The sequence below is a fragment of the Pseudoalteromonas sp. PB2-1 genome (assembly GCF_045040605.1).
Taxonomy (GTDB): domain Bacteria; phylum Pseudomonadota; class Gammaproteobacteria; order Enterobacterales; family Alteromonadaceae; genus Pseudoalteromonas; species Pseudoalteromonas arabiensis.
Window position 1 is genome coordinate 2180787 of record NZ_CP090667.1, and the last position, 21245, is coordinate 2202031.

18 protein-coding genes and 1 riboswitch are annotated in these 21245 nt (G+C 41.1%); of the genes, 12 read left to right on the forward strand and 6 right to left on the reverse strand.

The window, feature by feature from the left end:
• Positions 1-10: 10 nt before the first annotated feature.
• Complete coding sequence (locus L0Z67_RS10210; RefSeq protein WP_193987455.1) at positions 11-892, reverse strand: NAD(P)-dependent oxidoreductase; 882 nt, start codon at positions 890-892, stop codon at positions 11-13.
• Between the two features lie 114 nt (positions 893-1006).
• Between L0Z67_RS10210 and L0Z67_RS10215 the strand changes: the two genes are divergently transcribed.
• Both L0Z67_RS10215 and L0Z67_RS10220 read left to right on the forward strand, forming a co-directional pair.
• Positions 1007-1522 (forward strand): glutathione peroxidase, encoded by a 516-nt coding sequence (locus L0Z67_RS10215; protein WP_193987456.1) that lies wholly within the window; start codon positions 1007-1009, stop codon positions 1520-1522.
• Positions 1488-2471: a 2-hydroxyacid dehydrogenase gene (locus L0Z67_RS10220; protein ID WP_405128719.1), complete on the forward strand. Its 984-nt coding sequence runs from the start codon at positions 1488-1490 to the stop codon at positions 2469-2471. The genes L0Z67_RS10215 and L0Z67_RS10220 overlap by 35 nt, the downstream gene beginning before the upstream one ends.
• Before the next feature lie 79 nt (positions 2472-2550).
• Here the strand turns inward: L0Z67_RS10220 and L0Z67_RS10225 are convergent, their stop codons facing one another.
• On the reverse strand, positions 2551-3876 hold the full coding sequence (locus L0Z67_RS10225) for a sodium-dependent transporter (protein ID WP_237114185.1): 1326 nt from the start codon (positions 3874-3876) through the stop codon (positions 2551-2553).
• A 148-nt stretch (positions 3877-4024) separates the two neighbouring features.
• On the opposite strand from L0Z67_RS10225, the gene L0Z67_RS10230 reads away from it, so the two are divergent.
• Complete coding sequence (locus L0Z67_RS10230) at positions 4025-4492, forward strand: hypothetical protein (RefSeq protein WP_405127979.1); 468 nt, start codon at positions 4025-4027, stop codon at positions 4490-4492.
• Complete coding sequence (locus tag L0Z67_RS10235) at positions 4458-4766, forward strand: 4'-phosphopantetheinyl transferase superfamily protein (RefSeq protein ID WP_405127980.1); 309 nt, start codon at positions 4458-4460, stop codon at positions 4764-4766. Before L0Z67_RS10230 ends, L0Z67_RS10235 begins: the two co-directional genes overlap by 35 nt.
• Here the strand turns inward: L0Z67_RS10235 and lysC are convergent.
• Both lysC and nhaD read right to left on the reverse strand, forming a co-directional pair.
• On the reverse strand, positions 4743-6122 hold the full coding sequence (gene lysC / locus L0Z67_RS10240) for a lysine-sensitive aspartokinase 3 (RefSeq protein WP_062569344.1): 1380 nt from the start codon (positions 6120-6122) through the stop codon (positions 4743-4745). The genes L0Z67_RS10235 and lysC overlap by 24 nt on opposite strands.
• Positions 6123-6203: 81 nt before the next feature.
• A riboswitch (Lysine riboswitch) is annotated at positions 6204-6376 on the reverse strand.
• An 85-nt stretch (positions 6377-6461) separates the two neighbouring features.
• Complete coding sequence (gene nhaD, locus L0Z67_RS10245) at positions 6462-7709, reverse strand: sodium:proton antiporter NhaD (protein ID WP_062569345.1); 1248 nt, start codon at positions 7707-7709, stop codon at positions 6462-6464.
• Between the two features lie 148 nt (positions 7710-7857).
• Between nhaD and L0Z67_RS10250 the strand changes: the two genes are divergently transcribed.
• From L0Z67_RS10250 to L0Z67_RS10275, 6 genes are all read left to right on the forward strand, one after another.
• Positions 7858-9132: a hypothetical protein gene (locus L0Z67_RS10250; RefSeq protein ID WP_062569346.1), complete on the forward strand. Its 1275-nt coding sequence runs from the start codon at positions 7858-7860 to the stop codon at positions 9130-9132.
• Positions 9133-9134: 2 nt separating this feature from the next.
• Positions 9135-9680: a condensin complex protein MksE gene (locus tag L0Z67_RS10255; protein ID WP_405127981.1), complete on the forward strand. Its 546-nt coding sequence runs from the start codon at positions 9135-9137 to the stop codon at positions 9678-9680.
• On the forward strand, positions 9680-12466 hold the full coding sequence (locus L0Z67_RS10260; RefSeq protein WP_405127982.1) for an ATPase: 2787 nt from the start codon (positions 9680-9682) through the stop codon (positions 12464-12466). The genes L0Z67_RS10255 and L0Z67_RS10260 overlap by 1 nt, the downstream gene beginning before the upstream one ends.
• A gap of 147 nt (positions 12467-12613) precedes the next feature.
• Positions 12614-13162 (forward strand): DUF4136 domain-containing protein, encoded by a 549-nt coding sequence (locus L0Z67_RS10265; protein WP_062569349.1) that lies wholly within the window; start codon positions 12614-12616, stop codon positions 13160-13162.
• Positions 13163-13230: 68 nt separating this feature from the next.
• A complete protein-coding gene (locus tag L0Z67_RS10270; protein ID WP_237126976.1) occupies positions 13231-13596 on the forward strand; it encodes a hypothetical protein in 366 nt (121 codons plus the stop codon).
• A gap of 169 nt (positions 13597-13765) precedes the next feature.
• Positions 13766-15604, forward strand: coding sequence for a TonB-dependent receptor plug domain-containing protein (locus L0Z67_RS10275; RefSeq protein WP_405127983.1), 1839 nt, complete (start codon positions 13766-13768; stop codon positions 15602-15604).
• A 41-nt stretch (positions 15605-15645) separates the two neighbouring features.
• Here L0Z67_RS10275 and L0Z67_RS10280 read toward each other — a convergent pair whose 3' ends face one another.
• Positions 15646-16341: a CPBP family intramembrane glutamic endopeptidase gene (locus L0Z67_RS10280; protein ID WP_062569353.1), complete on the reverse strand. Its 696-nt coding sequence runs from the start codon at positions 16339-16341 to the stop codon at positions 15646-15648.
• Positions 16342-16429: 88 nt separating this feature from the next.
• On the reverse strand, positions 16430-16678 hold the full coding sequence (locus tag L0Z67_RS10285; RefSeq protein ID WP_062569415.1) for a YkgJ family cysteine cluster protein: 249 nt from the start codon (positions 16676-16678) through the stop codon (positions 16430-16432).
• A 157-nt stretch (positions 16679-16835) separates the two neighbouring features.
• Here L0Z67_RS10285 and L0Z67_RS10290 point away from each other — a divergent pair, with 157 nt between their 5' ends.
• Entirely contained in the window at positions 16836-18008 is a 1173-nt protein-coding gene (locus tag L0Z67_RS10290) for an efflux RND transporter periplasmic adaptor subunit (protein ID WP_062569354.1), read from the forward strand.
• Between the two features lie 4 nt (positions 18009-18012).
• A complete protein-coding gene (locus L0Z67_RS10295) occupies positions 18013-21165 on the forward strand; it encodes an efflux RND transporter permease subunit (RefSeq protein ID WP_237126978.1) in 3153 nt (1050 codons plus the stop codon).
• Positions 21166-21245: the final 80 nt, after the last annotated feature.

Consider the following 21245-nt stretch of genomic DNA (forward strand, 5'->3'; position numbering starts at 1 on the left):
TAATATCACGTTACTTTTTATGTAACGCTTCAATACGTGCCAACAAGCTTGAGGTGTCGTAGCGGCCACCACCTAACGCTTGTACATCAGCATAGTATTGATCAACCGTGGCTGTCATCGGCAAGGTTGCGCCGTTTGCCTTTGCCTCATCAAGCGCAATGCCTAAATCTTTACGCATCCAATCAACAGCAAACCCAAATTCGTACTCACCCGCCCACATAGTTTTGTAGCGGTTTTCCATCTGCCATGAGCCTGCAGCACCTTTTGAAATAGTTTCGATCACTTTTTCACCATCAAGACCTGCTTGTTTAGCAAAGTGCAAACCTTCCGCTAAACCTTGTACCACACCTGCAATGCAAATTTGATTAACCATTTTACAAAGCTGGCCAGAGCCTACTTCGCCTAATAATTGGCTAAAGCGGCTAAAGGCAGCCATAACAGGCTGAACAACATTAAAATCAGTCTCGTCGCCACCGACCATCACAGTTAATACACCATTCTCTGCTCCCGCTTGGCCGCCAGAAACTGGCGCATCTAAAAATGCAACACCTTGTAGTTTCGCTTGAGTCGCCACTTCGCGGGCTACCTCGGCCGAAGTCGTTGTATGGTCAACTAAATAGCTCCCAGACTCCATGCCCGCAAGCACACCCTTGTCGCCATAAACAACTGACCGTAGGTCATCATCATTACCCACACACATAAATACAATTTCAGCGCCTTTTGCAGCTTCACTAGGCGTTTGAGCATATTGCCCTTGATACTCTGAAGCCCACTTTTGCGCTTTTACTGTAGTGCGGTTGTAAACGGTCACGTTGTGACCTGCGTTGGCAAGGTGACCTGCCATAGGGTAACCCATTACACCTAATCCGATGAAGGCGACTTTCATTGACATAAAACTGACCTATTTGAGTGATAAATTAGTAACAATTTCATTATCTCAATCGAATAACTAAAAAGCGAATGAAAAAAAGTTCATTTAAACCGTTTAAAAACACACAGGTAAAACATGGATAGTATATATCGTTTCAATGCCCAGCTTACATCCGGTGAAAATTTCAGCCTTGAATCGTTAAAAGGAAGAACAGCACTTATCGTAAATACCGCCAGTAAATGTAACTTTTCAATGCAAATGGCCAGCCTTGAAAAACTCTATAATGAGTATCAAGAGCGCGGATTTACAGTGCTTGCTTTCGCCTGTAATCAGTTTGGTCATAACGAGCCGTTAGATGGGCAGGAGCTACAGACTTTCTACCAACAGCATTTTGATGTTAGCTTTCCTATTTTTAATAAAGTATTAGTCAATGGGCCTGAGGCGCATCCGTTATTTAATTATTTAAAATGCCATACCCGCGGAATTGCGCAAAACCGCGCAATTAAATGGAATTTCACCAAATTTCTTATAAACTCAGAGGGGCAACTTGTTGCGCGATATGCCCCGCGCACTAAACCTGAAGCCCTCAAAATGGTGATAGAGAGTAATTTAAATGATGAAACTGGCCTTATTCAGTGCGCAAAAGTATGAACAACCGTTTTTTGAAAGGAATCTAACTGAATACGCTGAGTCGGTTTCGCTCAGTTATTTTGAGCAATCTCTCAACAGTACCACAACACCTTTATGCCATGGTTTTGATGCAGTGTGCGTATTTGTAAACGACACTGTCGATAAGGATGTCATAGCCAATATGGCCACTTTAGGTATTAGAGCCATACTATTACGTTGTGCGGGTTTTAATAATGTTGATTTAGCAGCCGCCAAAGAGCACAACATCAAGGTTTGTCGGGTGCCAGCTTATAGCCCTGAGGCCGTTGCTGAGCATTGTGTTGCACTCATGCTAACACTCAACCGAAAAACCCATAAAGCCTTTAACCGAGTACGCGAAGGAAATTTTGACTTAAATGGCCTGTTGGGTTTTAACCTGTTTAAAAAAACCATTGGTATTATAGGTTGCGGTAAAATCGGCCTAGCATTAGTGAATATTTTAAATGGTTTCGGTGCAAAAGTGTTAGTGTGCGATCCTGTCGCTAAAAAAGGCGATTACACACTTTGCGACTTAGACACACTGCTCAGGCAAAGTGATGTCATCTCCTTGCATTGCCCACTAAACGAACATACTCATCACTTAATTGATGCCAAAGCATTTGAAAAAATGAAAGACGGTGTCATGCTGATTAATACCTCGCGAGGTGCACTGCTCGATACACAAGCATGTATTCAAGCACTTAAGTCCAAAAAACTCGGTCACCTAGGACTTGATGTTTATGAGCAAGAGTCAGAGCTTTTCTTTAAAGATCATCGCGAAGAAATCATGCAGGATGACATTTTTTCTCGCTTGGTTAGTTTTCCAAACGTGCTTGTTACTGGGCACCAAGGTTTTTTCACTCAAGAAGCGCTTAGCGAAATTGCTTGCACTACGCTACAAAACGCCAACGAACTTAGCCAAGGTTTACCATTAACTAACGAAGTTATATAAGGCAAATGCACCTTAAATTAAAAAAGGCGTGAGGTTTCAACCCCACGCCTTTTTACTTACTAACTTGCAACTCGATACTTTATTTCAACAATGCCACGTTCACAAATACCGCCGTCATCAATAACGGGCACACAAAGCGAATGTACTGAGCAAACCAATAATGTGGGCCACTCGATACTTGATGCAATTTATTACCACGCTGCCATAACCAGCCAACGGTAATAAAATAAAATAGTCCCATCAAGGGTAATTGGTACTGCGTTAGTACCATAATCACTAAGCCAAATAACCAATCAAAGTTAAGGATGATCAGCGATGAAGCAATAAACACCACTAAGGTAACAAATAAGGTTGCTTGTTTACGCTCAATACTATGGTTTTCAACTAAAAATGCGACTGGAATTTCGGTTGATGAAATGGTTGAAGTCACCGATGCAATCGACATCAACACAAAAAATAATAAACCAACCACTAAGCCTACTTGTCCCATGGTGCTAAATAGCTCAGGTAAAATAGCAAAAATCAACTGTCCTTCGCCTACCAACTTACCACCGCTAAACACTTCTACGCCGTTATGCTGGGCAACAAAAATAGCCGGAATAATCAATAAACCCGCTAAAAATGCCACACCCGTATCAAGTAATGCAACGGTGCCTGTTAGTTTTGGTAAGTTCGCATCAGGCTTTAAATATGAGCCGTATACCATCATACAGCCGACGCCTAGCGACAATGAAAAGAACGCCTGCCCCATTGCAGCAATAATTAGGTTCGCATCAAGAATTTGGCTAAAGTCAGGCACTAAATAAGCAGCAAAACCATCCATTGCACCGTCAAGAGTGCCTATGTAGCCAATTAACGCCACTAATAACACTAGCAATAATGGCATTAAGCGGCGTGACCAAGTTTCGATACCTGATTTAACCCCTTTTAAAATAATGCTTGCGGTTAGAATAAGCATCAATGGCGTAAACACAAAGTTGCGTGCCATTGAATCACTGTGTAAAAAGTGACTTAACTCAGTCAGACCAAAAAAGTTGGCAATTGGCTCGAGTGCGTACGCGAGCATCCAACCTGCAACGATTGAATAAAAGCTCAGCATCACAACAGCGCCAAACAAGCCTATATAACCAGCTGCAGCTCCAACTTTGGCTGCGGTGTCTTGCCATGCACTTGATAGCGCTTTAACTGGGTTTGCCTGCGCTTGGTGGCCTAAATACAACTCAGTATACAAAGCAGGAAGTGCTAATAAGAAAATAACGATAAAATAAACAAGTAAAAATGCACCGCCGCCATGGTTTGCCGCCTGCGTTGGGAACCCCCAAATATTACCTAAACCTACTGCCGCACCAGAAGCGGCAAGTACAAAACCAATACGACTTTGGAAGCCATCACGAACTTGTGCCATACATCTACATTTCTGTTATTATTTTTCCTCATTAAACCATAATTACAGTCAACTGCGTAAACAATTTGCGTTTGTTCGTGCCCATACAAGAGCATTTGCTGTAAAAATAAACAAATCTAATTGTAGGGTTTCGTAAAAGCCACAAACCATGAGCAGTCACTATTTTTCTAACACCTTAAAAATTGATTCAGGGCTAAGTTCAACTGATAAACAAGTTGTACTTATGGATGCTTCACGTATCAATATCAGCTCCCTGCCCATTGAAAGGTTACTCAGTGAATTCGAGCTTAGTGTACTTACAAAGCGCAAAATGCCAGCCGCTAAGCAAGAGTATATTGCCACGCGCTTAGTGCTTAAGTATTTATTAAAACGCAGCAATCCTTTACTTAAAAACACACCACTTTGCGCAATTTCGAGCCAATTTGATGACGTAGACAACAAATTGAAGCTTCACTCGCCTTTAAGTGAACCAATTTGGGCTTGCTTATCACATTCCCGTGGTTTTATTGGTGCAGCGCTTAACCCCGAGCAAGATCAATTTGGTTTTGATATCGAACACTGTTCGAAAACACGCCCCTTTTGTGAAGCTCGCCAAACATTTTTACGATCGCAATGAAGTTAATTTAATAAGTGGCTTTAGCGATATAAATGAGCAAGCTGGATGTTTTTTTAGAATTTGGACACTAAAAGAAGCGCTTGCCAAAGCAACATCGCAACCTATCGCTAAACTTTTGAGCCCGAATGTGTTTACTGAAATCGAAAAACATAACCTCACGGCCTCAAGTAACACACTGAATGATTTTGACATAAGCGTGGTGGCACAAAAAAGCACTGACTGGCAGTGCTCTTTTATTAACTTTAACGACCTATGCCGCGACTTGGCTTTCTAATAATCGACTATGAATAGCTTGAACAACAAGGTCAGACTCGCTCTGCTCCACCAAAAAGCACAGGTTATGTTTACTTGCACCATGACAAATTAAACGAATATTAAAATCACTCAATACTTGCATTAAGTTGGTCTCTTGTTGTCGCAGTTGAATCTCAGAGCCAATTAGAGCCACCAGCGTTAAGTTATTCTCAACCGACACATGACAAAACTCAGAAAGCTTATCTAAACAAGCTTGATCCAGCTCAGGACGTGATGCATTCGGTGCGTTATCTAACGTGATTGCAACACTGATCTCTGAGGTAGTAACCAAATCAACCGAAATATTAAATTCACTTAAGATAGTAAATACACGCGCTAAGAAACCACTCGCAAGAAGCATTTCTGGGCTTTTAACCGTTAAAAGAATTTGGTTTTTACGCTGCGTGACTGCTCGGATACCTGGCTGCTCTGACTTTTCTTTTTCAATCCATGTGCCGCCTAATTGTGGCTCACGGCTTGAACCTACAAACACACTAATATGGCTGCGGCTTGCCGGTAAAATAGTAGCTGGATGCAGCACTTTTGCCCCAAAGGTAGCCATTTCAGCGGCTTCATCAAAGCTAAGCCTTGCAATAGGTGTAGCTTTTACACATAAACGCGGATCAGTACTGAAAATACCCACCACATCCGTCCAAATATGCACACTCTTTGCGTTGATTGCTTCAGCCAGTAATGCCGCACTGTAATCTGAGCCGCCACGGCCTAAAGTCGTTGTTTGGTTATATTCATCACTGCCAATAAACCCTTGTGTTACTACAACTTGCTCAGCTAACAATGGCACTAAATGTTTTTTTGCAGCAGCAGCTGTTGCAGCAATGTTTGGAGTGGCTTTAGCGAATTGGCTATCTGTTTTTAATACTTTACGCACATCAAATCGCACCGCATCTAAACCCTGGCCACGCAACACTTGCGTAAATAAATACGATGATAAGCGCTCACCAAAACTTAGCAGCTCGTCTTGCTCTGCCGCTGATTTAATCCCTTCAGTAGCAAGTACCTGAAATGCTCTTAAAGTCTCATTAAAGCCATGAGCTAAATCGGCATCAAGCGATAGCTCAGCTAAAATATTCTCTTGAATAGCAATAACACCCGTGATGTGTTCATCGCGCTCAGCCGCGCTCAAATCACGTTTACACAATGCAACTAAATGGTTAGTAACGCCCGCACTGGCACTAACAGCAACAATACGTACTTGATTATCCGCGCATACAATTTCTGCACAGCGGCTCATAGCATCAAAATTAGCTACACTGGTGCCACCAAATTTTGCAACAACGTAATCTGATTTTGTGTTGGCGGCTAATTGGGTATTCATGTCGTCTCCTTTTGTGGAAAACTATCCACAGTAATTCAAGAAGAACTCGGCAAGGGGGTGCTTTGAAAATAAAGAGTAGTCCATGCCAGAAGCTCTCCACCTAGTTTGGTGACAGTTTTGAGGATTCAGCCCCATAAACCGAAAAATAACCGTGACGTCCAGCTATTTTTCTCGGCGAGTACTTCCCTCATTAATGGTCATTGGCGTTCGTCACCTCACATTAACTACCTAAGTATCGCACCTCTTCTGAATGTTAAGTTAACACTTGGTTAAAATAACAAAGCCTGCTGTTAAAAGCAGGCTTTGAAAGTTATCGTTTAGACGTCTAGCTGTCAAGTGTTAAATAAAACTTCCCGCTAGGTGTGAGCCATAATAACCCGCTGTATAGGCTATTAATAAATACAGCGACATTTTTAAATAACTCATAAACGTTAATGCTTTGACTTTACTCATCGCAATAATACCCGCGGCAGACCCAATAATAAGCATTGAACCACCAACCCCTGTTGCATAAGTAAATGACAGCCATTGCTGAGGGCTCATAACAATGTCGGCTTTGAGTAATGCAGCTGTTAGTGGCACGTTATCAACCGCAGCCGACAACAAGCCCATTAAGTAATTCGCATACTCAGGAGCCATAAGCTCATATAAATGTGTAAATTGAGATAACACACCCACTTCTTTCAGTGCACCAACTAACAGTAATACCCCAACGAAGAACAACAGTGTGTCGTATTCAATCTCACGAATATAGTCGATGATTTTTTTGTTTACGTCTTTTTTGCGCATCAAAAATTGCGCAACCAAAAACATTAATGATAAACCAAATAAAAAGGTTAATAACGGTGGCACACTATAAAGAACGCTCAAAGTTAAGGTGGCAATAATGGTCGAGAAAAAGATAACCGCAATGGTAATGTCGGTTTTTTCAATACGACGAGCCATTTGCTTTTCAAATACCACATTACCTGACATTCCTGCTGATAACATCACAGCCAGTAATGCGACGCTTGCAAGCGAAGGCACAATAAGTAATAACAAGTTACCAATAGTGACTTTTTCATCGAGGAATATCATTAAGGTCGTTACATCACCTGTAATAAGCGATACCCCACCCGAGTTCACACTAAATACAATTAAGGTGGCATATTTTATTAATTTTTTAGGGTCTAATTTCAGTGACATCACCACCGCAAGCGAGATTAAAGTCGCGGTTATGTTGTCTGAAATCGATGAAAATAAAAACGCAAAACCACCAATCAAAAACATCAGCTTCCGTTCACTGATTTGATTTGGCATAATTTTATGCACAATATTTTGAATAAACCCTTTCGAGTTTAAATAAGCGACAAAGGTCATTGCAGCCATAAGAAATAACCACAACGTCGCTATTTCTAAAATATTATGATCAAGTTGATGTTGGATAGTTTCTGGGGTTTGCCCATGAATTGGAGAGATAAACAAGATAATCCAGCATAAAGTGCCAAAAAAAAGCGTCGTTTTGGCCTTGTTTACATGGATAATATCCTCTATAACGATAAGCAAAAATGCCACCGCTATCAGGGTTAGGATAAGTGGGGTTACCATGGTGTTTGAACAACCTTTATAATAATGTAAAAATTGTAATTCGAGTGTTTCGGCGCGGATTCTAGCAGTATCTAAGTCATAAAACTATTCTCAATTAGATAAATTACTACTAAACGCTAACACCAAAATTTTGATTTACTGGAGCCATATGATCCCAGCTAAAAAGTTATTAAATACCCTTACAGAGCATTGGGGGGTGTTAGAACTATTATTTAAACGTTTTAAGATGGCTGATTTCAGCTTAAAAGACGTACAAAATGCGATAAAACAAAAACAGCCAAGCTGGTCAAATGAACGTATTTATAAAGAAACAAATCGTTTATTAAATCAAGATATCATTATTCCTCTTGCGAAGTCGTCACAATTAGAAATCAACCGTGCTATCGCTGATTTTGCGACCTTTTTATTGCAAGAAGAACATTTGGGTCTTGCCCAAGAAATCAGCGTATTAGTTGATGACTTAGCGCGCCTAGGCAACCGCCTTGCCAAAGCGGGTGAAATAGAAGATTACGACGAGCTTCGCCGTTTCAGCCGGATTATGGATGATCGGGTACGCAAAATAATGAAGCTGTTTGCCCATAATGAAAATGCGATTTTAAACATTGTTGAGCAAGCGAAAGCTGACAACGCCGTGCAATCTTTGCAAAAACGCTATCAAGCAGTAATCGAAGCGTTTGATGAATACATTGAACCTATGCTTGAAATGGTTGATATTCGTGGTGACTTCCACGCGTGCTTTAACACCATCGAAGCGCAAATTAGCGCGCAAATCGAGCAAATTGACCGTCTTGGTAAGTCATATCAAGACAAACGGATGCTTGAGCAATTACGTACCCGTATTCTAGAAATGCATTTAGTTGGCCGTGAAAGTTTACGCAAAAGCGCCGATATGTTGATGCCACTGCGTGAAGAGTTACGACGCAACAACCTAATTACTCGCCAAGCGGCCAAAGTGCTTGGTTTAGTGCGTAAAAATGGCGTCGATAACATGTTAAGTGCAGTACAGCCTAACTTTGTCTCAGACGCACAGCGTTTTTCACTTGGGCAACAACGTCATATCGTGGCCTATATGGCAGGCTTAGTTGACTTTGAACACGATGAATATCAGCTTCCTGAACATGATGACGTGCCTGCCTATCAAAGCCCGCATATCCCTGATTACAACGACGTTAAAACACAATTTAAAAAACGCTTCAAAAAAGCCAGCAAAAAAGCTCAGCCGCTGCTTAATTTCTTAGATGAAAGCTACCCAGATTTAGAAGCAGACGAAATGCTGTTCTTGTATCAAAAATTAATTAGCGATGGCGACCTTGAAATCAGCCAAAGCCAAGAGAAAGTAAAAATAAAAATTGCCCAGCAACACTTCTCTCTTTACCCATTTAACTCATCGATTGCTGACGATAAAAAAGCAACAGAGCAATAACCATGACAGATATTAATTTAGATGATTTAACACATCTGCAAGCTATTAATAAAAAGCTCACATCAGGCTACCAAATTAGCGAACAAGACACGCTGATGTGGCAAGAGCTTGATCAACACATTGACGCTTACCGTGCGTTATTTAATGCCCTTGGCCATGACCTACAACATGATAGCCGTGGCTTTTACTATTTTGGCAGCGACGAAAGCACCCCAAACATGGGGAAAATTTCGCGTGCCATCGCACTGACTATCTACATCTTGATTGAGCACTATGCCAATACCGGTAAAGATCCAATGCGTGCCTTGTTTGACGAGGTAAACGACCTTGAACTAATGCAAACCTTAGTGCAAATCAACAAACACTTGTTTGATCAATTAGAAATCTTCTCAGGCTCAGATTTACGTAAAGACGTGTACCTTCGCATGGTGCGTTTAGGCCTTGCTCGCGAAGTAGAAAACGGCTTTATGTTGCAAGCACCTATTTATCGTTATATCGATGCATTAATGGAAGTAAACGAAGAAACCTACCTAGGAGAGGACGAATAATGCAAAGCCAAAGCCTTTACGGACTCAGCAAACTTGCGCTTTTAAATACCGCTGGCTATGCAAAATGCGTGATCCCTCTGGATAAAAGCAGCTCAATTTGTGCACCCAATAATACTGGTAAAAGCTCGGTGATTAATGCCCTGCAATTTCCACTGATTAATGATTTACGCCTAACAGAATGGGATGGCCACGATTTAGACGAAACCCGAAAATTCTACTTTTCGTCAGATCAATCCTATATTTTACTCGAAGCCGATTTACCTAATGGCCCTGTAGTGATTGGTGTTGCTGGCCTTGGTAAAATTGCCGGTTACGCGCATCAGTTTTTTTGCTATCAAGGTAAATTAGACCTTGAGCACTACACCCAAGGCAAAACCATTGTAAAATTCACCAAGCTTTTTAATCACTTAAAAGAGCAAGGTTTCAATCCAATTGAATTAAAAGCGCAAGAGCTAAACGCCCTACTCACTGGTGGCGCAACCCCGTTTGATGGCGATATCAATTTAAAGATGATCCCGCTTAATAACGTACAAGACTCAGCGATTTACAAAGAGATTTTCCGCCGTATCCTTAACTTGCATAAATTAGGTGCCAGTGATGTTAAGCGCTTTATGCTACGTGTTTTTGAACGTCATATGTCAAACTCACGGGTTGATTTTTATGAAGTATGGCGACGTTCATTCGATAAAGTGAATCGCGCTAAACGTGAATTAAAAGCCCTTGAGTCAATGCAAGAGCCAATCGCCGCCCTTGAATCTATGCTTGAAAACCAAACGGTTTTAAAAGGCAAACTTGCAGCCTATGCGCCAAAAATTGACCAAGCACTGATTGACTTTGAAACCTATCAACAAGAGCAACTCACTGAGCTGAATATAGCCCTTGAAGATATCGAGCACGAAAAGCATGAGTTTGACCAAAAGCAGCAGCTGTATATTCAGCAATCCCGTGATATTGAGCGTAAACAAACTCAAATTGAACAGTGGTTTTTAGACTATCGAGCGCTTAAATCTGAATTTGAACTAGTTAACAAGGCCACTTTAAAAGTAAGCCTTACGCAGCTTAAGCAAGATTATGAATCGCTATCGCATTCATTGAGCAGTGCCCAAGGTCAAAGCTTGCACACGCTAGATTACCGTATTAGCGAAACACAAAAGCAAATTAAGAGCTTAAAACTACAACTGAAGAACCTCGAGTTCAATTTATTCACCCGTATGCGTGAAGATTTATCTTTGAAAGAAGTTGAAGAGATTTCGCGTATTCTAAACCCTGATATCTTATCATTTGCCACCACCAGCAATGGTGATGTTGAGATCACAGACGAAGATGCCTTTGGTGAATTTTTAGAGCAGTTATCGGCAAATGTGAAAGGCGGTGTACTGACTCTTCCTGGCGCAAGCATTAAACTTAAAAAGCTAAGTCCTGTGCAAATGCAAACAGGTGAAAATAAAGAGCAACTAACCGCGCAACTCGCCGCCCTTGAAAACTCACTAAAAGAGTTTAAACAACAGCGCGAAGTGGCTGCTAATGTCGCCGAAAAACAAAAAGAAAAAGATGCCTTATATGATGAACTAATGGCCTCTGAAGAAGCCTTAAAACGCTTTGAACAATTTGAAGTGATGCAGCAATCAGTCGATGCGCAAACTTTGCTAAAAGAGCAATTAAATGCAGAGCGCGAACAAGTTGACGACTACCTGCAAGACATTCAAAAGAACAGTGGCTCAATTAGCGACCGTCGTTCAATTATCAAGTCGAAAAAAGATTTGCTTGCGCGCCAAGCTGACCGGCTACGCCAAGTTAAATCTGAGCGTATCGATCACACGCTTGATTTTTACTCTGGCAAAGTGACTCCATACATGATTGAAATCAGTATTGATTTTGATAACTTAAGCGATCTCATCCATCACTTTAACAAAGACTGCCAAGAGCTACGTAACTTTGATATCAACGTACGTAACACCTACATGCATATTTACAATGCGGGTATTACTAAATTTGATAACGAAAACGATGAGTTTACTAAATACGAAAAGCTTATTAGCGCGTTTCATAACATTGATAACGAGCGTGATGCCGTTGAGCGTCAAGGTCGTGTTGCGTTAACCGAAGTCGCCGCCACCATTAAAGGCTTGCGCGAAGACTTAGACCGCCTACGCCGCGAAATGAATAGCTTTAATAAAGGGATTAGCCAACACCGAATCTCTAACCTTCAAGCATTCAAAATTAATGTTATTCCGCGCAAGATGCTGGTTGATAGCATTGATACCATTATCAGTACCTCAAATCAGTTTGAGCAAGGCGATACCCTCGATTTATTAAGCCAAGAGCCTTATAGCGAATCTGCGGTAAACGAAGCAAAAGATCATTTAATTAAGCTTGCTTCAGAAAAAGCCGGTTTAACACTGACCGACTTATTCGATATTCGTTTTGAAGTGGTGAATCGTGCGGGTGACACTGAGCACTTCGAAAAAATCGATTCAGCAGGTTCTAACGGTACACGTATCACTATTAAACTATTATGCGGCATGCTATTCATTCGCTATCTATTAAGTGATCAAGAACAAAACCTGTATCGTATTCCTATTTATATTGATGAAGCGGCAGATATCGACCCACAAAACCAAAAAGCAATTATCGAAACGGCTCTGAGCTTTGGTTTTGTGCCGATTTTTGCTTCTGTTAAACCACAAGTAAGTTGCGACTACATTGTACCTATTCGTACAGTAAAAGATGGCGCGCAAAACTGGGTAGACGAAAAAGACTGGATCGAAGTAGAACACAGTACTTAATACAACATGTCATGGATGACAGCATTTACAATCAATTACAGTACTTTTTTTGAAATGTGCCATAGTAAATAAATAATCATTCAGTTGAATTATTTTTGTGTTATGTTATCAAATAAGTAGTGGAAATTTTGCCAAGGAGCAAACAGTATGAAAAACTTATTAATCGCCACGGCTGTATTACTTTTAGCGGCTTGCGCCAAAACCCCTGATTGGGATTACGACAAATCAGCAGACTTTAGCAACTATCAAACTTTCTCTTGGGTTCCTAACGCGAGCCTAACTAAGAATGTTGCAAACTACCAAATTAGCCCGTTAATGGAAAAACGTGTACGTGAAGCCGTTAATGCTGAGCTTGAAAAAAGCGGTATGAAACTTGTTGATATGGCACAAGCAGATGTACTTATTAACTACCATGCATCGGTTGATAAAAAAATCGACGTTGATACCTTTAATGTCGGTTACGGCGCACGCTGGAACTATTGGGGCATGGGTTACAACACGCAAACAACTACTCGCGAGTATGAAGTAGGCACACTGATTTTAGACGTGGTAGACCGCGCTTCTAACCAACTAGTTTGGCGTGGTGCAAAAGAAGGTCGTTTGCAAAAGAACCAAACACCTGAAAAACGCACTGAGATAATTAAAGAGACAGTTGCTAATATTCTAAGTAACTTCCCACCTAAACCGCAGCAGTAAAGTGTTAACACATCGTTTAAAAGCTCACGAATTGTGAGCTTTTTTGTTTGTGATGATTAAAGTTTGCTATGATGCTGAAAGTAACTCTAAATGGAATTAGAGGTCTTAGAGAAAAAGACCCAAAAAGGAATAAAATGAAATTAACTTGCCCAAACTGTAAAACTAAAATAGCGACTAAAGATATAAAAAAGGTTAACAAAAACAGCCTCTTTATTGAAAATCAATGTCCCTCTTGTCACGCATGGTTTTGCTTAAATAAAACACAGACGATTTTAAAAATCGTTGGTATATCTCTATTGTTAATAACGAGCTTACTTAATATTTTTAATATTAAAACTGAATATAGCCTAGCTTTTTCAGTCATTGGTTTTATAGGCATTTTTATTGCGCTCATCATCACTTTTTTTGGCAAATATGATGCGGTTAAACAATAAACACTGCTCTAAATTACACAACCGCGCCTTAGCGGTTTTTTTATTACCTATTGAAATCTGGTTGGAGTGGTATAACTGAGTGATTCAGATACAATAGCCGCAATTTTGCAGTGAGCGCCTATAGTATTCACTGCCCTAGGTAAATCAAATACATTCAAGAGAGTTTTAGATGGTACGCGCAGTACAGCTTACACTTCCCGCTTTATTCGTCACTTGCTCAGTGCTAGCAGAAGACGCAAACAATATTGAACAAATCACCGTTGAAGTCTCAGCAACCGCAAATAAGGAGCCTGTCGGCACTTTTGATGCGCCTGTCTCAAATTTAGAATATGACCCCCGTGTAGATTTGCAATCGCGCAATATGGCTGAAGCACAAGCCGATGTAACCATCCGTGGTGGTATTTTTGAAAATACCGGCTTTCGTGTTGGCAGTAGTACCTTATTCGACCCACAATCGGGTCACTACTTCGCTGAAATTCCTGTTGCGCCACAAATGCTTACCGGCCCTGCCATTTTAACAGGTGCTGATAACGCACTGTATGGCATGAACAGCTCTGTTGGTACAGTTTCATTTGGCTGGCGCCCTATTACAAGCACTGGGAGTGTTTCACTTGGCACTGGCACAAATGACTTTAACTTATTAAGCATTCATGCTGCCCACAGCCAAAAGCTTGAAACTATGCCGGATTGGCGGTTAGGGTTTGAAGGTGAGTATTCAAACTCACAAAGTGATGGCTCAATTGATAATGGCGATCACGACTTTGAGCGTGCCTCAGCGCGCATTCAACTTGCCAGTGACTCATCACAAACTGATTTAATGTTCGGACGCCAAGAGAAATTTTTTGGTTGGCCGAACCTTTACACGCCATTTAATTTTAACGAAACCGAAGATCTTGAAACCAAGCTATTGGTGCTAAACCATAAACAAATGTATGGTGAGAACAATAGTTTTGAAGTAACAGGTTATTATCGTAAACATAACGACCATTACGTGTTGTCTCGTGAAAACCCAGCTATGTTTGAAGCATTTCATGAAACCACGGTTAAATCATTGGCACTCTCTGGACGCCACCGCTTAAATAGTAGCTATGCAATTAATTATGCTGGGCAATTTATTGCTGATGAGATTGAATCAACGTCTCTTGAAAACAACTTTACATCACGCAATTACACCAAGCTAAGTATCTTGCCTGAGTACAAGACAGCTCTTACAGCGAACAAAGAGCTTACTTTACGTGTTGGTGCTGCATTTGATGATACGAACCGTGATAGCTCAGATACCTCATTTATTGCCGATGCCAGCCTTAAAGTAGCTAATCAAAATGGCAGTGAACATACTTGGTACGCATCATACGCCGAAGCAACACAAGTACCTGGTTACACCGCAATTGGTGGCAGTGAAACGGGCGGATTATTTAGAAGTAACTACAATCTTGAGCGCGAAACGACCGATAACCTTGAGCTAGGTTTATTGATTGAACAGTCATCTTGGCGTTTAGATTCAGCTATCTTCTATCGTAAAGATAAAAACCTTACCGATTGGACATATCGCTTTGATGCAACCTCAGCCCGTTTTGCAAACCCAGTTGATATAGACACCTTAGGCGTTGAGTTTTTGGCGAATAAATCGTTTGAAAACACAAAGCTAATTGCCAGCTACACCTATTTAGAAAAGTCCGAAGACTATGGCACGGCTGATATTGATGCCAGCTTTTATGCACTTAACTACCCTGACCACCGTGTAACACTTGGCGCTGTATGGCAGCCTATGGATGTACTTGAGCTGCGTATCGATAACGAATGGCGTAAGCAACATAGTAACCGCTTACGTAACTCTGACGATGAAGCCTTCTTTACTCAATTAACGCTAAAGTTTACTCCTGCTCAGTTTGAAAATGTATTTGTTACTTTTGCTGCTGACAACATTTGGGATGAATCATTTGAAGAAGTCCCAGGTACCCCAGGGCGCGGCGAGCAATATACTCTTAGTGCTACCTATACTTGGTAATCAAAAACAACAATGCCAGTCAATTTGATTGGCATTGTTGTTTAATCAGCATTCCTTGGCAACTCTCTCCTTGCAAAGTAAGCAACTAGCCCTGAATACACATCCATCAATATATGAATCAAAATAACGAAGAAAATACTTTCAAAATAAAGATATAAACCACAAAGCACTAAACCTATTAATGCAGTTTTAATTACATGCTTCCAGCCTAGGTAAAAATGCCATAATCCAAAAACCATGCTGCTGCCAATAACTGCTATAACCCAATTGCTGTGTAATTCAATAACGCTTAGTAAATACCAACGGAAAATAAGTTCTTCACATACGCCCGCTGTCACTGAAACAATAAAGGTGAACATAAAAAGCTCTGAACGAGACTCCGGCATTAAATCATTAAGAGAGTCGCCGCTATGCTCTAAAGAAGTTGCAATGTCGTTCCTTATCTTTTCACTTTGCACAATTGTGTACATCACATAAATCATATAGATAATAAATAAAAGAATAAGAGTGCCAGCAAATACAGTCTTCCATAGAGTGTTCGGCAAGATAAATGGATGGGTTACTGATAGTTCACCTTGATAATAAAAGAAAATTACCAACCCTGTCAGGCACCACAGTACTGCTGATGTTTTACAATATTCAAACTTTTTATTATTCGATTTATATTTTTCTAATACTAAATCTATAACGGGGAATATAAGAAAGATAACTAATAGTATAATTTCTAACGCTGGCATCTAGAGGTTCTTTCATGCAAATAGAATTGTTATCTATTAAAGCACAACTTTTTAATTAGACAGCGATTTTATAAAATTTTAAGCAAAACTAAGTCATCTGCTCAAGTTCAGTAATTAAATACAATGCTTGTTCGTTAGTCGTGCCACACACATCAATGGTGGCAGAAAAGTCACTACATACCTTTGGCCTTGAGGCATCACCAAATAATTTACATAGGTTGTTATCATCAAGCTGAATACAGCGCTCTCCCGCTTCTTTCCCGTTAGGCATTCCTGGGATCGGTGAGCTAATACTGGGTGCAACACAACAGGCGCCACAGCCTAATCTACACGTCATTTTATCTGTCATTGAGTACCCCTTATAGAACCTTTGTAGCGTCTTTGTAATATGTGCAATGCTTTGTTACATCTTCAAACGCCTTGTAAACACTTTATTGCGTATGCTTAGCCTATCAAGTTTATTTTAATTACCGTCAACCGTGAGGGACTATCCCGTGGCTAGTAAAAAACAAATCATTCTTCCTATCGCCGTATTAGTCGGTGGCCTAGGAATGGCTTTTGCGTTTGCTTCGATGAAGCAAGCGCCGGTCGAAAAACCAGAACAAGACAACCGTCCGCTTGTATCAATAAAACCATTGAACTTTGATGCTATTACGCTCGATGTAAAATCACATGGAATCGTGAAGCCAAAAAACCACACGGAGTTAGTCGCACAAGTCAGTGGCCAAGTTGTGTCACTGTCTGAGCAATTTGTACAAGGTGGATTTGTTAAGCAAGGCGACATTCTAGCACGTATTGATCCAAATGATTACGAAGCAGCACTAATCGAAGCAGAAGCCGGCCTTGCTCAAGCAAGTTCGGCCCTTGAAATTGAACGTGCGCAGGTATCTGTAGCGCAAGCTGAATGGGATCGCATCAAAGGTGACTCAAACCAAGTTATTCCGTCAAAGTTATATTTACGCAAACCTCAGCTTGCTGAAAAATTAGCAAGCTACCGCGCTGCACAAGCGAGTGTAAAACGTGCAAAACGTAATTTAGAGCGCACTTACATTAAAGCACCTTATGATGCCATTATCGACGAGCGATTAATTAGCTTAGGCAGTGTGGTAAACCCTGGCAGTAGCTTTGGTAGCTTAAGCTCAACCTCTATAGCAGAGGTTCGTCTTCCAGTTGCTGATAAAGACTTACAATATCTAAACAACCAAGGCATTGGTGCAAATGTGTCAATCAGTGCTGAATTTGCAGGTAAACAAACAACATGGCAAGCAACTATTGTTCGCAGCGAAGGTGTTGTTGACCAACGTAGCCGTATGAACTACTTAGTTGCTCAAGTCGCAACGCCTTATGAGCAAAAGCAACCTTTACGCTTTGGCTCTTATATTAATGCGACGATTGAAGGCCGTGCCCTCGATAACGCGATTGTCGTACCGCACCACTTAGTTAAAGATAAAAAAGTCGCTGTACTACAAGATGGCGAAACACTGACATTCAAAACGCTGAATATCGTGCGTGAGCAAAATGGCATGGTGATCGCCGATAATGGCTTGGCTAATGGTGAAAAGTTAATTACCTCTGCACTTGAGTACCCCACAGAAGGCATGGCTGTAAAACTCGATAACGCTGAATTGAGTGTACCGACAACACAATTAGCACTTAAAGAGGAATAAGGCCATGACCACACACAGAGAAAAAGGCCTGATAGCGTGGTTTGCTCGTAACCCTGTTGCGGCAAACCTGCTGATGATTTTCATCTTAGTGGGCGGCTTGCTTACTGCGATGTCAGTTCGAAAACAAATGTTTCCACAATTCGAAAGTAATTGGATCAGCATTCAAGCAATTTACCCAGGTGCTGCGCCACAAGAGGTTGAAGAAGGTATTACCATTAAGGTCGAGGAGTCTTTAGAAGGGCTCGAAGGCATAAAGCGTTTAATCACTTATTCAAATCGTGGCTTTTCACAAGCATGGGTCGAAATAGAAGAAAAATACGACCCGCAAGAAGTGCTTGATGAAATCAAGATGCAGGTGGATTCAATAAACACCTTCCCTGCCGAGATGGAACGCCCAATTGTTCGCCGCGACAAGTTTGAGCAAGAGGTTATGATCCTTGCGCTGTATGGCGATATGAGCAACTACCAACTCAAAGAGCTAGGCAATGATATAAAAGACGAGCTACAAGCTTTACCGCAAATCAACTTAGTCAACTTTTATAGTGGTTTAAACTACGAAATTGGCATTGAAATTAGCCCTGATAAACTACGCGAATATGGTTTAACTTTCCGTGATATCGCAACCGCAGTGCGTAGTTTTTCAGCGAATATGTCCGCAGGTCAAATTCGCTCTGAAAATGGTTATATTTCGATGCGAGTTGAAAACCAAGCGTATCGTGGTAAAGAGTTCGAAAACCTGCCTTTATTACACCTACCAGATGGCGCGCAAGTATTACTAGGCGACGTGGCAACGATTAATGATGGCTTTGAAGAAGGCTTACAATATTCTAAGTACAATGGCAAAAACTCACTAGCATTCGAAATAAATGCTTCCAAAGATCAAGATATAACTAAAGTTGCCGCTGTTCTTAAAAAATACCTTGCAGATAAAGCCCCACAATTACCTGCTGGTGTAAAACTATCGCCTATTGTTGATTTAACTTACTACCTTGAAGGTCGTCTTAACATGATGATCGACAACATGGTTTGGGGTGGTATTTTAGTTATGGTAGTACTTGCCCTATTCTTACCATTACGCTTAGCATTTTGGGTCATGATGGGTCTGCCTGTTTCATTCCTTGGTGCATTTTTAATGATGCCTTTGGGCTTTTTAGATATCACCATCAACTTAGCCTCTTTATTTGCATTCATACTGGTGCTGGGAATTGTGGTTGATGATGCCATTGTAGTCGGTGAATCGGCCAGTGCTGAAATTGAAAAACACGGCCACAGCCTTGATAACGTAGTACGTGGCGTTAAACGCGTTGCCATTCCTGCCACCTTTGGTGTGCTAACCACAATTGCAGCCTTCTTACCACAAACACTCGCATCTGGCCCAGGGTCTGCTTTCTCTAAAGCCATTGGTGGTGTGATTATCCTGTGCTTAATCTTCTCTTTGATTGAGTCAAAACTGATTTTACCTGCTCACTTAGCAGCAATGAAAAATAAACCAGCGAATCCTAAAAATCCGTTACATCGATTACGTTTAGGTATGGATAATGGCTTAAAAAGTTTTATTGATAATTACTACACACCATTTATTGGTCACTGCATACACTACCGTTATACCGTGATCGTAGGCTTTATATGTGTATTGATTGTCAGCGGCGGTATGTTTGCAGGTGGATTAGTAAAATTTGTGGCGAACCCTAAGATCCCACATGATTTTCCACGAATTTCTATAGAAATGAACTTGTCATCTTCTGAACAAGCAACTCTTGAGACAGCTCAAACTATTGAAAAACTAATTTTAGATGTCGATAAGCAACTTGAAGAGCAATATGGTCAAGCGATGATCCGCGACTTATCGGTTAGTTTGCGCGGTCGTACAAGTGCACGCATTATGGCTATTTTAGTTGAACCGGACTTACGCCCTATTGATACCTTCCAATTAAGTGCAATGTGGCGTGAGCAAATGCCGCCTCTGCCTGGCGTGAAAACATTAAACATTGAAGACAGTATCATGAATGGCGGTCGTGATGATGGCGATGTTAGCTTCCGCTTAGAAGGTAAAGATATCAACAAGTTAAAAGAAGTGGCCGCTAAACTAAAAGAAAAGCTTAATGGTATGCAAGGTGTCGGTGATGTTAATGACTCACTGCAATCAGCAACCGATGAAGTACAACTTGAGCTTAAACCGCTTGCTTACAGTCTTGGTTTAACATTATCAGACGTTGCATCACAAGTCAGCTTTAGCTACTACGGTCTTGAAGCACAACGTATTTTACGTGACGGTGAAGAGATTAAAGTGATGATCCGCTACCCTCGTGAGTCTCGTAACGCGGTAAGTGACATCACAGATGCACGGATCATTACACCAACCGGTGTAGAAGTTCCTCTTGCAGAAGTCGCAAAAGTAAATATTGTTGATGGTGTAAACCGTATTCGTCGTGAAAACGCCAAACGTACTGTAAACGTTTGGGCCGCAGTTAACACAGACCAAGCAGAACCATTTGCCATTGCGAAAGAAATCCGCGATGAATACTTACCTAGCCTACTGAAAAGCTACCCTGGAGTTGAAAGTAACGTAGCCGGTCGCATTCAAGAAGAAATGGACAGCGTTGCAGAGCAAATACGTGATTTTGCTTTATCAATGCTGATTATCTTTGCATTGTTAGCCATTCCACTGCGTTCATATTCACAGCCGTTCATTATTATGTCGGTGATCCCTTTTGGTGTGATAGGTGCCATGTTCGGTCACATGATTTTAGGCATGACCATGAGTAGCCTATCGGTATTCGGTATCATCGCTGTTGCTGGTGTGGTGGTGAATGACTCGCTGGTTATGGTTGATTTTGTTAATAAAGCGCGCGCCGAAGGAGTTGCGATAAAAGAAGCTGTCATGCAAGCAGGTGCTCGTCGTTTTAGAGCAATACTACTTACTTCAATTACCACATTTATCGGTGTCTTACCGATTATAATGGAAACAAGCTTACAAGCGAAAATTGTCATCCCTATGGCGGTTTCACTCGCTTTTGGTGTGTTGTTCGCCACGGTGATCACACTTATCTTAATTCCATGTCAGTACGTGGCGCTGGAAGACTTTAAGCGCTTAATTAGCAAGTTAAAAGGTAAAAAGGCTGCACCTGAAGCTGAGTTACATACAAGCAGTCACTAACCTTTCTCATCCCAACCTAAAACGCTTGGTAAGTTTCTTGCCAAGCGTTTTGTCATATAAAGAGAAATAAATGCGACATA